At 50.7% G+C, this 14,592-nt stretch carries 14 protein-coding genes; 10 read left to right on the top strand and 4 right to left on the bottom strand.

Translation table 11 applies throughout. The features are described 5' to 3' along the window. The first annotated feature begins 13 nt into the window (after positions 1 to 13). Positions 14 to 1,267, top strand: coding sequence for a 3-deoxy-D-manno-octulosonic acid transferase (locus tag QVE43_RS00635; protein ID WP_288003778.1), 1,254 nt, complete (start codon positions 14 to 16; stop codon positions 1,265 to 1,267). 127 nt (positions 1,268 to 1,394) lie between these two features. Then, a complete protein-coding gene (locus tag QVE43_RS00630; protein WP_288003776.1) occupies positions 1,395 to 1,730 on the top strand; it encodes a tRNA-binding protein in 336 nt (111 codons plus the stop codon). Between the two features lie 106 nt (positions 1,731 to 1,836). On the opposite strand, the gene QVE43_RS00625 is transcribed toward QVE43_RS00630, so the two are convergent. Continuing rightward, positions 1,837 to 2,418, bottom strand: a complete 582-nt coding sequence (locus QVE43_RS00625) for a tRNA-(ms[2]io[6]A)-hydroxylase (RefSeq protein WP_038030809.1) — start codon at positions 2,416 to 2,418, stop codon at positions 1,837 to 1,839. Positions 2,419 to 2,492: 74 nt separating this feature from the next. Then, positions 2,493 to 2,891, bottom strand: a complete 399-nt coding sequence (bamE, locus tag QVE43_RS00620) for an outer membrane protein assembly factor BamE (RefSeq protein ID WP_288003773.1) — start codon at positions 2,889 to 2,891, stop codon at positions 2,493 to 2,495. 149 nt (positions 2,892 to 3,040) lie between these two features. Between bamE and QVE43_RS00615 the strand changes: the two genes are divergently transcribed. From QVE43_RS00615 to QVE43_RS00585, 7 genes are all read left to right on the top strand, one after another. After that, positions 3,041 to 4,417, top strand: a complete 1,377-nt coding sequence (locus QVE43_RS00615) for a Na(+)-translocating NADH-quinone reductase subunit A (RefSeq protein WP_038030806.1) — start codon at positions 3,041 to 3,043, stop codon at positions 4,415 to 4,417. 6 nt (positions 4,418 to 4,423) lie between these two features. Beyond that, positions 4,424 to 5,644 carry an NADH:ubiquinone reductase (Na(+)-transporting) subunit B gene (locus QVE43_RS00610; RefSeq protein WP_288003771.1) on the top strand — a complete coding sequence of 407 codons (1,221 nt, stop codon included), beginning with the start codon at positions 4,424 to 4,426 and terminating at the stop codon, positions 5,642 to 5,644. Continuing rightward, positions 5,631 to 6,359 carry an NADH:ubiquinone reductase (Na(+)-transporting) subunit C gene (nqrC, locus tag QVE43_RS00605; protein ID WP_038030801.1) on the top strand — a complete coding sequence of 243 codons (729 nt, stop codon included), beginning with the start codon at positions 5,631 to 5,633 and terminating at the stop codon, positions 6,357 to 6,359. The genes QVE43_RS00610 and nqrC overlap by 14 nt, the downstream gene beginning before the upstream one ends. A 4-nt stretch (positions 6,360 to 6,363) precedes the next feature. Then, positions 6,364 to 7,032, top strand: a complete 669-nt coding sequence (locus QVE43_RS00600) for an NADH:ubiquinone reductase (Na(+)-transporting) subunit D (RefSeq protein ID WP_051633212.1) — start codon at positions 6,364 to 6,366, stop codon at positions 7,030 to 7,032. Positions 7,033 to 7,048: 16 nt separating this feature from the next. Continuing rightward, positions 7,049 to 7,657: an NADH:ubiquinone reductase (Na(+)-transporting) subunit E gene (gene nqrE / locus QVE43_RS00595; RefSeq protein ID WP_038030799.1), complete on the top strand. Its 609-nt coding sequence runs from the start codon at positions 7,049 to 7,051 to the stop codon at positions 7,655 to 7,657. 167 nt (positions 7,658 to 7,824) lie between these two features. Continuing rightward, positions 7,825 to 9,600 (top strand): membrane protein insertase YidC, encoded by a 1,776-nt coding sequence (gene yidC, locus QVE43_RS00590; RefSeq protein WP_288003767.1) that lies wholly within the window; start codon positions 7,825 to 7,827, stop codon positions 9,598 to 9,600. 85 nt (positions 9,601 to 9,685) lie between these two features. Beyond that, positions 9,686 to 10,840: an ABC transporter substrate-binding protein gene (locus tag QVE43_RS00585; RefSeq protein ID WP_288003765.1), complete on the top strand. Its 1,155-nt coding sequence runs from the start codon at positions 9,686 to 9,688 to the stop codon at positions 10,838 to 10,840. Positions 10,841 to 10,904: 64 nt separating this feature from the next. Here QVE43_RS00585 and QVE43_RS00580 read toward each other — a convergent pair whose 3' ends face one another. Together QVE43_RS00580 and QVE43_RS00575 are read right to left on the bottom strand one after the other, a co-directional pair. Beyond that, on the bottom strand, positions 10,905 to 11,714 hold the full coding sequence (locus QVE43_RS00580) for a hypothetical protein (RefSeq protein ID WP_288003763.1): 810 nt from the start codon (positions 11,712 to 11,714) through the stop codon (positions 10,905 to 10,907). 233 nt (positions 11,715 to 11,947) lie between these two features. After that, the gene (locus tag QVE43_RS00575) at positions 11,948 to 13,168 is read right to left on the bottom strand and encodes an ABC transporter permease (RefSeq protein ID WP_288003761.1); all 1,221 of its coding nucleotides are present in this window, start codon (positions 13,166 to 13,168) and stop codon (positions 11,948 to 11,950) included. Positions 13,169 to 13,328: 160 nt separating this feature from the next. Between QVE43_RS00575 and QVE43_RS00570 the strand changes: the two genes are divergently transcribed. Continuing rightward, positions 13,329 to 14,588, top strand: coding sequence for an asparagine synthetase B (locus QVE43_RS00570; protein ID WP_288004794.1), 1,260 nt, complete (start codon positions 13,329 to 13,331; stop codon positions 14,586 to 14,588). The last annotated feature ends 4 nt before the right edge of the window (positions 14,589 to 14,592 follow it).

Here is a 14,592-nt window from a genome sequence, read left to right as displayed (position 1 = left end):
CAACAAGCGTTGCATGAAACATATTTACATCCTATTGTATAATGCGGTCTGGCGCCTTGCCGGGCTGCTTTTGCCCTTGCTTGCGCTTTTTCATGAAAAAATACGGCGTTTTGTAGAAGGGCGACGGGGAAAATGGGCAAAGCATTGGCGCGACTACAGCCGCCCCCTCGCCTGGTTTCATGTGTCTTCGCTGGGCGAGTTCGAACAAGCCCGCCCCCTGATGGAAGCCCTGCGCGCACACTACCCACATTATCAAATACTCCTCACTTTCTTTTCGCCTTCAGGATACGAGGTAAGGAAAGACTACGAAGGGGCAGACCATGTGGCTTACCTGCCCTACGATACCCCCAAAAACAGCCGCCTGTGGTATGATACCTACCGCCCCTCTATCGTGTTTTGGGCTAAATATGATTATTGGTATCACTTCATCACCGAAGCAAGCCGCCGCAAGTTACCTCTTATTTTATTTTCTGCACTTTTCCGCCCCGGACAAATCTTCTTCAAACCTTGGGGCGCACTTCACAAAGCAATGCTGCACGCCTTTACCCATATTTTTGTACAAGACAGCCGGTCAAAACAACTGCTGAAACAGCATTTGGGAATAGAAGCACAAGTGGCAGGCGACACCCGCTTCGACCGCGTATGTGCCATTGCCCGCCAACGCCGCCGCTTCCCCGAGATAGAGCGCTTCATCGACGGGCAACCCTGCTGGGTGGCAGGCAGCGCATGGAAAGAAGATATACAGGTTATGTTGCCTTGGCTGCGCTGCCAAGCCGGCAAACAAAAGGTCATCATTGCGCCCCATGACACCGGCGAAACCATGCTCAAAGAAATAGAGCAGTTGTTGCCCGTACCTTCAATACGCTACAGCCAATGGAAGGCACAGCCACAGGCAGCGCCGCAGGCGACCGTGCTGCTCATCGACTGTATAGGCATGCTGGCTTCTTTGTATGCTTATGGTAAGGTGGCTTTTGTAGGTGGGGCTTTCAAGCAAGGGCTCCACAACATACTGGAGTCCGCCGTGTATGGTATTCCCGTGCTGTTTGGCGCACCCCATTACCGCAAGTTCCGCGAAGCGCAAGAGCTCATAGCAGCAGGCGGTGCTTTTGCCGTGCCCGATGCCCGCGCCTTTGAAGCCTGCATGGAACGCTTGTTTGGCGACGAAGCTGCCTACCGCCAAGCCGCACAAGCTGCCCATGCCTACGTGCACCGACACCAAGGGGCTACCGCCCGCATTCTGCACTGCCTGAAGCCCCTGCTTGCCTGAAAAAGCAGTGCCCGCCTTGTTTTATTTTTTTGAGTTGTGTAGCTTTTGCCTGCTTCACACCCAAACCATGCACACTGTTCCTTTCGACGTAGGCTTTTCAAAACGTAGCACCCAAACCTTCGCAACAATGGATACAATTTCTTTCGAAGACTTTGCCAAGCTGGACTTGCGCGTAGGCACCATCACACGTGCCGAAGTGAACGCAGAAGCCCGCAAGCCTGCCTATAAATTATGGATAGATTTCGGGGAGCTGGGCGAGCGCCGCTCTTCTGCGCAAATCACGCGACGCTACCGCCCGGAAGAACTGATAGGGCGACAGGTCATTGCAGTGGTCAATTTTCCGCCTAAGCAAATTGCCCGTTTCATGAGCGAGTGCTTGGTTTTGGGTGTCATGGGCGAAGAAGGTGACGTAGTGCTTTTGCGTCCCGACTTCCCGGTAAAAAACGGCTTACGCATAGGATAGTCTTTTTTCAAGAGATGCAAAGCAGTACTTTTCGAGTAAAAAAAGAAAAAGGCAGCCGGAATACTGCCTTTTAAAAAAAAATATGGTATTGCCCTTGTGCGAGGCATCAATGCACACGGTCGCCACGCAGTTCCAGGCTTTTCATTATTTCGGCTTCGGCTTCCAGCATCTCCTGCAGGCGCTGCTTCACCTCTGCTTCCGGGTTGTATTCCTTTGCCAGATTCACAAAATTCACATAGTGGTTGGCTTCCGACACCATCAGTTCATAGTAGAACTTACGCAGCCCGGGGTCAGAGAGCTTTTCCGAAAGCAAACGGAAGCGCTCGCAGCTGCGTGCTTCAATGAGGGCATTCACCAGAAGCTGGTCCATCAGACGGCGTTCACGCCCCCCGCCCTTGCGGATAAGCTCATGCAGGCGCACCACGTACTCGTCGCGGCGCTGGGGTCCCAGCTTGATGCCACGCTTGCGCATCTCTTCCAACACACGCTCGAAATGTGCCCACTCTTCGGCCACCACGGGCGTGAGCACCTCCACTATCTTCTCCTTGTCCGGGTAGTTCACAATCAAGCTGATGCAAGAAGAAGCTGCCTTTTGCTCGCAATAGGCGTGGTCAATCAGAATTTCTTCTATGCTTTTTTCGGCGATGTTCACCCAACGGGGGTCGGTCGGTAGTTTCAATCCCAACATAAAGCCTTGTTTTTGATGCAAAGATAAGAAAAAAGGGCTTGCCGGGCAGCACTTCGAAAACGGCGGCGCCCGCCTCAATGCAAGATGACCGCTTCGTTGACTTTGTCGAGCGAAGAGAAGCGCAGCTCGAGACGTCTGCCCTGCTTGGTGGTCGTTTCGTCACACTGCCCGCCTTTTTCAAGGTAATAAATGTAAAAATACTGCCCCCGCCGGTAGAGGCGCACGCCGTCGGGCTTGCCCAACAAACGCTTGACCTGTTCGGGGCGCAAGCCCTCGAGCTTATCGACTTGTTTGGCGAGGGCTGTCTCGAAAGCGAGGCGCCGGTTTTGGCAGCCTTTGGGGTCCTGCACCCAGGCGGTGCGGTCGAAGCCCTCAAGGTGGGGCAGCTCCATGCGGCAGGCTACACTTCCTGCCCAAACAAAAAGCATGCACAGTATTTTTATGACAGAGAGCAAGCGAAGGTTTCCATGCATATTTTCGCAATTTTTATTTTAAAAGCACAAAATAAAGCAAAGTGTTGGATATGGGGCTGAATAAAATGCCGTATGGGTTTTATTTAATAAAAAAAGGCTTAATTTTGCGATGCTTTGAATTCAAACTGTAACCTTGATAAATAGCGACTATGTCCAAGACAATTAAGCTCAAACAAGGGTTTGATATACGGCTGAAAGGGAAGGCGGGCGATAAGCTCGTGCAAGACATTTCGGCCGATGTGTATGCTCTGAAGCCCACCGACTTCCATCACATCACCAGACCCAAAGTGCTGGTAAAAGAAGGCGAGCGTGTAAAAGCGGGCACACCCATTTTCTTCGATAAGAAGAACCCCACGGTGATGCTGGCAGCCCCCGTAAGCGGTGAGGTCATTGAAGTGAAGCGCGGTGAACGCCGTTTCCCGCTCGAAATCAAGATTCTTGCCGATAAGACGCTCGAGTACGAGCAGTATCCCACCTACAAGCTCGATGAAATAGGCAAGCTCAACCGCCGGGAGGTGATTGACCTCATGGCCAAGAGCGGGGTGTGGGCCAATATCATAGAGCGCCCCTTCGGCTTGATTGCCCATCCCGAGCATACGCCCAAAGCCATCTTTATTTCCGGCTTCGACACGGCACCGCTGGCGCCTGATTACGACATGCTGCTGCAAGGCGAAGAGGCTGCCTTGCAAGCCGGCATCGAAGCCCTGCGCAAACTCACCGACGGCAAGGTATATCTGAGCCTGCCGGCAAAGAATCCTTCGAAAGTATTGAGCGGCTTGCAAGGGGTGGAAATCAACTACTTCGAAGGCAAACACCCGGCCGGCAATGTAGGAGTGCATATCCATCATTTGGCGCCCATAGCCAAAGGCGAATATGTATGGACGGTGCATCCGCACGGGGTAGCGCAAATCGGAAAGCTTTTCTTAAAAGGTATTTACGACGCTACTACCATCTTTGCTTTGACGGGCTCGGAAGTAGCCGCCCCCCAATATTATAAGACGTATCGCGGCGCGCAACTGCGTCCTTTCCTGCAAGGCAATCTCACCCGTGACGAGCACGAAGTGCGTATCATTTCGGGCAATGTGCTCACCGGTGAGAAGGTAAGCCTCGACGGTTTCTTGGGCTTTTATCATCATCAAGTGACCGTCATTCCCGAAGGCAACTACTATGATTTCATGGGCTGGATACTGCCCACCTCCAAAACCTCCCGCTCGTTGAGCTTCCACCGCGGCTTGGGCATGTTGTCTGCCCTCTTCCCCAAAAAAGAGTATGTGCTGGACACCAACTATCACGGCGAGGAGCGCCCCTTTGTACAAACGGGCATCTATGAGCAGGTGTTGCCCATGGATATTTACGTGGAATTCCTGCTGAAAGCTTGCCTCGCCAATGACCTGGACAACATGGAAGCACTGGGGATTTATGAAGTCATAGAGGAAGACATTGCCTTGTGTGAGTTCATCGACCCCTCGAAACAAAAAATGCAGAAGACTTTACGTGACGGAATTGAAACCTTATTAAATAGCTAATAAACTATGATGTGGCTAAGAAAAAAGCTTGATCAAATCAAGCCTCTCTTTGAGAAAGACGGTAAGTTTGCCTCTTTGCATCCCGTCTTTGACGCCTTCGAGACCTTCCTGTTTGTGCCTAACCACACGACCGACCCGCGCCATGAGGTGCATGTGCGCGATGCCATGGACCTCAAACGCATGATGGTCACGGTCATCGTAGCCTTGATACCCTGCTTGCTCTTCGGCATGTGGAACGTAGGGCATCAGCAAGCACTGGCTACCGGCATAGCCATGAGCGGATGGGAGAAGTTCCTCTTCGGTTTGGAAAAAACTCTTCCCATCATCATCGTATCGTATGTGGTAGGGCTTGGTATAGAGTTCACTTTTGCCGGCCTCCGCAAGCACTCGGTAAACGAGGGCTTCCTGGTAACCGGCATGTTGATTCCTTTGGTGGTGCCCCCCACCATTCCTCTGTGGCAAGTGGCAGTAGCTACCGCCTTTGCCGTGGTGTTGGGTAAGGAAGTATTTGGCGGTACCGGCATGAACGTGCTGAACGTAGCCCTGACGGCACGCGCCTATCTTTACTTTGCCCACCCCTCCGACATCGCCGGTTCGGGCATTTGGGTAGCCACCGGCAACCAAGCCACCGTTGACGGCTACACCGGCGAAACGGCTTTGGCTGTTGCCGCCAATACCGCCAACAAACTGCAAGAGGCAGGACAAGGCTTTTCTGCCGAAAGCGTGGTGAATGCCCTGAATGACTACATGGGTGGCATGTTCACTTTCAAAAACATGTTTTTGGGCACCATTCCCGGTTCCATAGGTGAAACCTCTACGCTGATGTGCTTGATTGGTGCCCTCATCTTGATAGCTACCGGCGTAGGAAGCTGGAAAATCATAGTGAGTGCTTTTGGCGGTGCCTACCTGACCGGTCTTTTCTTCAATGCCATTGCTTCGAATGCCTACATGGCCATGCCTGCGCACTATCACCTGGTGATGGGTGGGCTGGCTTTCGGTATCGTTTACATGGCTACCGATCCCGTGTCGGCAGCCCACACCGAAACAGGCAAGTGGATTTATGGCTTTCTGATTGGGGTCATCACCATCCTCATCCGGGTATTGAACCCCGCCTATCCCGAAGGCATCATGTTGGCCATTCTGTTTATGAACGTAATGGCTCCGCTGATTGATTTTTATGTAGTAGAAGCAAACAAAAAAAGAAGATTAAGCCGTGCGACAGTCTAACTTATACCTCGTCATTTATGCCGCTGCTCTGACAGCCATTTGCGGCGCCCTGCTGGCTTTCACCTCCGAGAGCTTGAAGCCCAAGCAAAAAGCCAATCAGGAGATAGAACGCAAGACCATCATACTGAAGACCGCCGGGCTTGACCTTGCCCAATGGTCTGACGTGCAGAAACTCTACGAAGAGAGAGTAAAAAGCTACGTAGTCAACCATAACGGCGAAGTGGTGGACGGCGTCGATGCCGAAGCCGTAGAGATAGCCAAGGAGTTCAAAAAGCCCGTGGAAGAGCGCTTGTTGCCCGTTTATGAGGTAAGCAACGAGCAGGGTGAAGTGGTGGCTTATGTGCTGCCCATGTATGGCAACGGACTGTGGGATGCCATCTGGGGCTATATAGCCTTGGCACCCGACATGAACACCATTGTAGGGGTGAACTTCGACCACAAAAGCGAAACACCCGGTTTGGGTGCCCGCATCACCACCGAAGAAGTGCAAAAGCGTTTCGTAGGAAAGAAAATCTTCAATGAAAAAGACGAAATCGTAGGGGTAGAAATGCAAAAAGGCGAAGTAGGCAACGAAGCCTACGCCAACGACCCCCACAAGGTGGACGGCATGTCGGGGGCTACGCTCACCGGCAAGGGCGTCAATCAAATGATTTACGATTACATGAAAGCCTACGAGCGCTTCTTGCGTAGCAAACGTACAACCCAAAACGCTTAAAACTATGAGCACCGACGTAAAAGAAAAAGAAGTAGCAATACAAGAGAAAGAGCCGCTGTTTTCTGCCAAAAACCGCAAGCTCATCACCGACCCCTTGGATGCCAAAAACCCTATTACGGTGCAAGTATTGGGGATTTGCTCGGCACTGGCGGTGACCGTGCAGCTAAAACCGGCTCTGGTAATGGCCATCTCGGTGATTGCCGTTATGGCTTTTTCAAGCTTGTTTATCTCTTTGCTTCGCAATACCATTCCGGCACGTATCCGCATCATCGTGCAGTTGGCTGTGGTGGCTACGGCCGTAACCCTGGTAAACGAAGTGCTGAAAGCCTACGCTTACGATGTATCGAAGCAGCTTTCGGTATTCGTGGGGCTCATCATCACCAACTGTATTGTGATGGGACGCCTGGAAGCCTTCGCCCTGGCTAACAAACCTTGGCCCTCTGTGCTCGATGCCATCGGCAACGGCTTGGGCTACGGGGTCATTTTGGTGATAGTGGCTTTCTTCCGCGAACTGCTGGGCTCCGGCTCCTTGTTCGGCTACAAGGTATTCGAAGCCATCGGCTTGTCTTATCCTGGCAACGGCTTGATGATGATACCTGCCGGGGCTGCCATTACCTTGGGCATCGTGATTTGGGTGCAAAGATGGCGCAATGGTTATGTAGAAGAAGCTTAAAAAACACGCAACAACTATGGATTTATTCGGATTAGCAATACGCTCTGTTTTTGTAGAGAACATGATATTTGCCTACTTCCTGGGCATGTGTTCCTACTTGGCTGTATCGAAGAAGGTGAAAACCGCCGTGGGCTTGGGCTTGGCCGTTACCTTCGTGTTGGGCATCACGGCTCCGCTCAACTGGCTTATTTATGAGTTTATTTTGAAAGAAGGGGCACTTAAATGGACCGGTATCGAAGCGCTGGCTTCTGTTGACCTTTCGTTCCTTACCTTCATTGTTTTCATTGCGGTGATTGCCGCCTTTGTGCAGCTGCTCGAAATGATTATTGAAAAGGTGTCGCCTTCATTGTATGCGGCTCTGGGTATTTTCTTGCCTTTGATTGCCGTAAACTGCTCTATTTTGGGCGGTGGCCTGTTCATGATTAGCAAAGAGTTCAACTTTGCCGAAGCCAGCGTGTACGGCATCAGCTCCGGCTTTGGCTGGTTCTTGGCAGTAGTAGCCTTGGCTGCCATCCGCGAGCGCCTGAAATACTCTAATGTGCCTGCCCCCTTGCGTGGCTTGGGTATCACCTTCATCTTGGTGGGCTTGATGGCACTCGGCTTCTTGAGCTTTGCCGGCTTCTAAAAAATCGCTTGACTTAGTCATTACAGTAATATCAAGCAAAGGCAGGGATAAATGCTTCCCTGCCTTTCTCTTTTGCCCGCACACGCATACACTGCCTTCATTTCATAGCTTATTACAGCGAATTCCCTATCTTTGCAGCGAGTTTTTAGTAACAAGAAAAAATCATTATGGATAGAAACCAGTTTATCGGCTTGGTACTGATTTTTGTACTCACCTTTGTGTATTTTCAGTACATAGCCCCTCCACCGGAGGAAATGCCCCCGGCTGATACCATCCGGGTAGAAAACAACGAACAATTGCCTGCCGCCGACTCCATTGCTCCCACCGGACAGGCATCAACCCTCGTTCCCGAAGCCTTCCGCAGTGCACAAACCACCGATGCGGAGCCGCAAGAAATCGTATTTGAAAACGAGGTGCTGCGTATTCAAATGAGCACGCAGGGCGGTTATCCGCAGCTTGTGGAGCTGAAGAGATTCAAAACTTATGCCGGCGAACCGCTTTATTTGCTGCGCCCCGAGCATCAAAAACGCCACTTGATTGTAAATACACGTCATGGCGCACTCGACTTGGCACAGCTCACCTATACCGTGAAAAAACAAGACGCTCAAGAGCTTGTATTAGAAGCAGCTTTGGGCGAAGGCAAGCGTATCATACAGACCTACCGCTTCCGCCAAGATGTGCCTTATCTCATAGATTACACCTTACGAGCCGAAGGGCTTGAAAACGAGCTGTTGGCAGGTATGACCTTCGATTGGCAAGCCAGCATGCTCAATACGGAAAAAGACGTAACACTCAGCCGCAACAAAGCAACTGTCAACTACTATACGACCGAAGACGGCTTCGACGGCCTGAATGAAATCAGTTCAGAGCCGGAAGAAGAGACCGTGGAAGCGCCTGTTGTGTGGACCAGCTTCAAACAGCAGTTCTTCAGTGCGGCGGTCATTCATCCTGCTGCAAGCTTTCAAAAAGCAGCGCTGTTTGTGGCGCCACCCGCCGACGAAAATAGCCCCATCGTCAAGCATTACGGCATGCGCTGGGAAAGCCCCCACAAGCTAAGCACACTTGATTTTCAACTGTTCTTTGGTCCCAACAAGGTGCCTATTCTGTCCAAAGTGGGCTATGACTTCGAAAAGAACGTTTATTTGGGCTGGGCGCTGTTCCGCTGGATCAACCGTTACGTGATTATCCCTATTTTCAACTTCTTCGAACAGTTCATAGATAACTACGGCCTCATCATCATCTTGTTGGTGCTGATCATCAAAACGGCACTCTTCCCGCTCACCTATCGCTCATACATAGGGATGGGCAAGATGAAAGTATTGCAGCCCGAAATACAGGCACTCAAAGAAAAATACAGCGACCCGCAAGAGCTGCAAATGGCGCAGATGGAACTGTTCCGGCAAGTGGGCGTGAATCCGCTGAGTGGCTGCCTGCCCATGCTGCTTCAGATGCCTATATTGTTTGCCATGTTCATGTTCTTCCCCAATGCCATAGAACTGCGCCAAGAAGCATTTTTATGGGCAGACGACCTTTCTACTTATGACTCTGTGCTTGATTTGCCTTTCAGCATACCTTTCTATGGCGACCATGTCAGCTTGTTCACCCTGCTGATGACCCTTTCAAGCATCGCTTATGCCTATTATAGCAGCCAAAACACAGCCGGCAGCCAAGCCGGTCCCATGAAGTACATGGGTTATTTCATGCCCATCGTGTTTATGTTTGTGCTGAACTCCTACCCCGCCGGCCTGAGCTTCTACTACTTCTGCTCCAACGTCATCACCATTGGGCAGCAGCTGGTTATTCGCCGCTTTGTGGATGATGAAAAAATTCGTGCCATCTTGGAAGAAAACAAGAAAAAGCAAAAGGGCAACGGCAAGCAGTCTTCTTTCCAGAAGCGCCTGGAAGAAGCCATGCGTAAAGCCCAGCAAAGCAAGAAAAAATAAGGCTGTTTGGTCTTTATCAAGCGCCACCCTTGTCTTTTCAAGGGTGGCTTTTTATTATACGCCCTGCACCAAAACCCGTAAAAACATGAAACATCACCTTTATCATTTTGCACTTTGCTTCCTGAGCTTATTGGGACTGTGGCAGTGCACGCCCGCAGAGAAGCCCACAGAGCAGCAGGCCGGCGGGGATTCTCTTCCGTCCGTGGACATACGCTACGCACACTTTCAAATCGAAAGCGTGGATTCTCAAACCTACTTGCTTAGCATTGGCGACAGCAGTGCCGGGCAAGAACGCCTGCGTTACGTGCTCTCTTACCGCACCCAAGTGCCGGCGGCATACCGCGAGCTGCCATTCATACAATTGCCCCTGCAGCACATAGGGGTGCGCTCTACCACTCATATAGGTTTTTTACGTGCCTTGGGTGTAGCTCAGCCCCCGTTTTTAAGCGCCATTCCGGACACTGCCTATGTGTTTGATGCCTCCTTGCGCCAAATGGCAGCAGAAGGCAAGTTGTTCATCTTGCAGGACGAAGCCCTTCCGCTCGAAGCCGTCGCCCAACATTGTCAACTGTTGCTGGTGTCCGCACCGCTTAAAGCAGCCGAAAAAGAAAAACTTGCCCGCTTGGGGGTGCACTCAATCCCAATTCTCGAATGGATGGAAACCCATCCGCTGGCACAAGCCGAATGGATCAAGCTATTCGGGGTGCTTAGCGGTAAGCTATCCAAAGCGCAACAATACTTTGAACAAACCGCCCAAGCCTATCAGCATTTACGCGATTCGGTAGCGCGGCACCTCGCCCCCAACGAGCGCCCTTTGGTCATTACCGGCTTGCCTTTCCGTGGGCAATGGTATGTAGCCGGCGGGCAAAGTTTCATGGCTCAATTCATACAGGATGCCGGCGGCAAGTATTACTGGCAGTCGACTCCCCAAGCAGGTAGCCTGCCGGTAGCCTTTGAAGAAGCATACCGCGCCGGCATGGAAGCCGATGTGTGGTTGCATCCCGGACAAGCACGCAGCCGCGAAGAAATAGCTGCTGCCGACCCACGCTTGCAAGATTTCAAAGCATGGCAAACAGGGCGTGTATATAACCGGACACGTCGCCTTTCGCCTGCCGGCGGCAATGATTACTGGGAACAGGGCGTGGTAGAGCCTCATATCATTCTTGCCGACATGGTCAAGGCACTGCACCCCTACCTCTTACCTGCCCACCGGTGGAAATACTACGAGCAATTGCCCTAAAACAAAAAAGGAAGGGGCAAAAGCCTTGTTCTCTTGCCCCTTCTTTCATATACACTTGATAAGTTTATTTCTTTAAAAAACGGTCGGTTTTATTACCGAAATGTACCACATATACCCCGCGTGGCAGCTTGCTTATATCCACAAATTTGCCATTCCCCTGCAGTAGCACATTTCCTTTTACGTCGGTGATTTTATAAGGAACCGACTGGGTAAAGTATATTTTGGTGCTGGCATTTTTCGGGTAAAAACGCACCTCTTCGGCACTTTTGCGATAGATCAACTCCGGTGAGTAATATACGCGCCCGTCGCGCTCCTGATGGCGGATGCGGTAACGGTTCACGCCTGTATGGTGTTGCACCGGCACGGTATAACTACCTTCACCATTGCTACCGCGCGCCGTAATGATGCGCACCGTCAGCCAGTTGTTGTTTACAAGCTTTTGAATATAATAGGTACTGTTTTCTGTCTCGCCGGCGGTAGTCCAATGCAAAGTGTTTTCATCGACCGAGTAGCTTACAAACTGGAAGTCGGCATCGCCCCGGATGGCATCGGGATTGATGATTTTGGGCTTGCAGCCCTGTGTGTGCACTATCTTGATGATAACGGGGCTGTTCATAGGCACCGAAGACAAGTCCACTTCAAAAGAAGAAGCGCGCGGCTCTACCAACACTTGTTGGTCGTTTACATAAACCGCCCGGGTACAATAGCGGCTGCGGTCGGGGGTGAAAGGGTTCTGCACATATATGTTGCGCCCTTTGTAAGTTCCACTTACGGTAAATGATACATTTTCCTGTGCATGGGCAAAGGGAAATGTGGCTATCCAAAGTAGCAATCCCCCTATTAAAAACCGGCAGTGTAACACGATATCAGCCATTCATCCTATAGAATCAAAATATAAAGCTTTACTTTTTAAGCATTTATTGCATTTGTACAAATAAGAAAAAAAAATTATTCTCAAGCAAGTATCTTACACTTCTTCATTGTACAAATTTAGCAATGCCCTCCGGGAATGGCTACAAAAACTGTACCTACATTAAATTATTCTTTATTGTTTTTCTTATGCTTTGGGGAAGTATTGAAATACAAGGCTATATACTTACATCCAACTTATTCGTAACGTAGGGCTTCTATGGGGTCCAGGCGCGAAGCCTTATAGGAAGGATAAAAGCCGGCCGCGACTCCCACAATCACACAAACGGTTACCCCCAACAACATAGCCCCCCAAGGCACTACAAAGGTGTCGATTTCCAGCAGGCGTGCTACACCATTGCCTATCAGCAAGCCCATCACGATGCCGGCAAGTCCACCCAGCTGGCAAATGGCAATGGCCTCCAGCAAGAATTGCCATTGTATTTGGCGCGGGGTAGCCCCAATGGCTTTGCGTGTTCCTATTTCGCGCGTGCGCTCGGTCACAGATACCAGCATAATGTTCATCAAGCCCACTGCCGCGCCCAAAAGGGTGATGAAGCTAATCACGCCCCCGCCAATGCTTAAATAGCCCGTAATTTCAGAAAGCTCTTCTGCCAGGGTTTCGTTACGCTCTATTTGGAAGGAAGAAGGCGCACCCACGCGGTCGTTACGAATACGCCGCATCAGCATTTCGGCTTCCGCCATCACCGACTCGAAGCGTTCGGGGTGATAGACCTGCACGGTTACGGTAAAAGTAGGCTCGGAGGTAAAAAGAATGCGTGCGTTGGTAAGCGGAATGACGATGCCGCGGTCGAGCGACCCGCCCCCCATATCGCTGCCTCTTGATTCGAGCACCCCCACTACCTTGTAGCTGCGCCCCAATACGCGTATATTTTTATTGACGGGGTCTTCCTTGCCAAAAAGGGTTTTGGCTATTTCGCTGCCAATCAAAGCCACATAGCGCCCACTTTCCATTTCTTGCCCGGTAAACAAGCGCCCTTTGCTTGTGCGCAGGTCCTGCTGTTTCAGATAAGCGGCATTGGCGCCTATCACCTGTATGTTCGGATTGGTCTTTTGAGAGCGGTACTTTGCCTCGGCTGAAAAAGACACCACCGTGGAAATAGCCACCGTGCCTTCATCTTTCATCATTTCCTCGAACTGCACCACTTCATGATAACGCAGGGGTTCAGCTACTTTTCTGACACGCCCCCGCCGGTTGTTCTCTGTATTGATGGTGAAAGAGTTGGCGCCCAAAGAAGCCAAATTGCTGTTTACCGAGTTGTCGATGGCGCTGATGGCCGTCAGTATTCCGACCAGGGCAGTAATGCCAATGGCTATAATCAATGCCGTAAGCACAGCCCGCAGGCGGTTGCTCAACACAGAACGAATGGCTTCCCGGATGTATTCAATCTTTTCCATAAAATCATGTATGCTTTACAATGACCGCTTTAAAAATAAACTTTCGAACCGTATGCCTTGTTTTTACAAACAGAACGCTCTAATTTAAAGGAATGATATATTCTTTTGTAAAAAATAAAAAGCAATGATAATACGCTTGTCTTCTTTATACAATCATCGTATGGTGCGCCGGCTTTTGTGGGTATGTCTGCTGTTGCTTCAAACCACTGCTTACGCCAACCGCATTTTTGTGCCCATGGACGAAACACAGAAGAACCACCTGAAAGCCTACGGCGTTGCGTACTGGGTGCTGGCACAAGGGTTTGAAATCGAGTGGTTGCTCAACTACAAAGGCGGCAGTTTCGTATTGCCGGCTGCCACCGCCGTGGAGAACCGCCTGCTGTCGCGCAATGTAAGCTACCGCATCATATCGGAAGCCGAATACAACGAAATCGTTGCGTTGATTAGCCGGCCCGATGTCAATATGGATGTGATGAAGCTGGAAAAAGCCCCTAAAATTGCCGTCTATTCACCCAAAAGCAAACAACCATGGGACGATGCCGTCACCTTGGTTTTGACGTATGCCGAAATTCCGTATGACGTCATCTTCGACGACGAAGTCATGCAAGACAAGCTGGTGGAATACGATTGGCTGCACCTGCATCATGAAGACTTCACCGGGCAATACGGCAAATTCTACGCGGCTTACCGTAACCAACCGTGGTACATTCAGCAACAGAAAGAATTTGAAGCTACTGCCCGCCGCTATGGCTTTAAGAAGGTGTCGCAGCTCAAGTTGGCAGTGGTCAAGCGCATTCGAGAGTATGTGGCCGGCGGTGGCTTTCTGTTTGCCATGTGCTCGGCTACCGATACTTACGACATTGCACTGGCAGCCGAAGGGGTCGATATCTGCGAGTCGATGTATGACGGGGACCCGGCCGACCCGAATGCCCAATCGAAGCTCCATTTCGAAAACTGCTTTGCGTTCCACAACTTTACCCTGGTGATGAACCCTTATCAGTATGAGTATTCGAACATAGACAATCAAAGCTACGAGCGTGGCGTAACCGAAGAAAACGATTACTTTACGCTCTTTCAATTCTCTGCCAAATGGGACCCTGTGCCTACCATGCTTACACAAAATCACGTGCATGTCATCAAAGGTTTTATGGGACAAACCACCGCTTACAAAAAGCAGCTCATTAAACCGGATGTAGTCATCATGGGCGAAAACAAAGCCATTGGCGAAGCCCGTTACATTCACGGCGTATATGGCAAAGGCTTCTGGACCTTTTACGGTGGGCATGACCCCGAAGATTATCAACACTTTGTGTATGAAGAGCCTACCGACCTGAGCCTGTATCCCAATTCACCCGGTTACCGTCTCATCTTGAACAATGTGCTCTTTCCTGCTGCCAAGAAAAAGAAGAAAAAGACTTAAGGCT

This window comes from Thermonema sp. (assembly GCF_026003375.1).
Taxonomy (GTDB): domain Bacteria; phylum Bacteroidota; class Bacteroidia; order Cytophagales; family Thermonemataceae; genus Thermonema; species Thermonema rossianum.
The sequence above is the reverse complement of the archived record's forward strand: the minus strand, read 5'-3'. Positions and strand labels throughout refer to the sequence as shown.

Coding starts and splice junctions, on each gene's coding strand:
- QVE43_RS00585 (WP_288003765.1), top strand. CDS start 9,686: ATGAAACATCACCTTTATCATTTTGCACTTTGCTTCCTGAGCTTATTG.
- QVE43_RS00580 (WP_288003763.1), bottom strand. CDS start 11,714: ATGGCTGATATCGTGTTACACTGCCGGTTTTTAATAGGGGGATTGCTA.
- QVE43_RS00635 (WP_288003778.1), top strand. CDS start 14: ATGAAACATATTTACATCCTATTGTATAATGCGGTCTGGCGCCTTGCC.
- yidC (WP_288003767.1), top strand. CDS start 7,825: ATGGATAGAAACCAGTTTATCGGCTTGGTACTGATTTTTGTACTCACC.
- QVE43_RS00570 (WP_288004794.1), top strand. CDS start 13,329: ATGGTGCGCCGGCTTTTGTGGGTATGTCTGCTGTTGCTTCAAACCACT.
- QVE43_RS00610 (WP_288003771.1), top strand. CDS start 4,424: ATGATGTGGCTAAGAAAAAAGCTTGATCAAATCAAGCCTCTCTTTGAG.
- QVE43_RS00625 (WP_038030809.1), bottom strand. CDS start 2,418: ATGTTGGGATTGAAACTACCGACCGACCCCCGTTGGGTGAACATCGCC.
- QVE43_RS00600 (WP_051633212.1), top strand. CDS start 6,364: ATGAGCACCGACGTAAAAGAAAAAGAAGTAGCAATACAAGAGAAAGAG.
- QVE43_RS00615 (WP_038030806.1), top strand. CDS start 3,041: ATGTCCAAGACAATTAAGCTCAAACAAGGGTTTGATATACGGCTGAAA.
- QVE43_RS00575 (WP_288003761.1), bottom strand. CDS start 13,168: ATGGAAAAGATTGAATACATCCGGGAAGCCATTCGTTCTGTGTTGAGC.
- QVE43_RS00630 (WP_288003776.1), top strand. CDS start 1,395: ATGGATACAATTTCTTTCGAAGACTTTGCCAAGCTGGACTTGCGCGTA.
- bamE (WP_288003773.1), bottom strand. CDS start 2,891: ATGCATGGAAACCTTCGCTTGCTCTCTGTCATAAAAATACTGTGCATG.
- nqrE (WP_038030799.1), top strand. CDS start 7,049: ATGGATTTATTCGGATTAGCAATACGCTCTGTTTTTGTAGAGAACATG.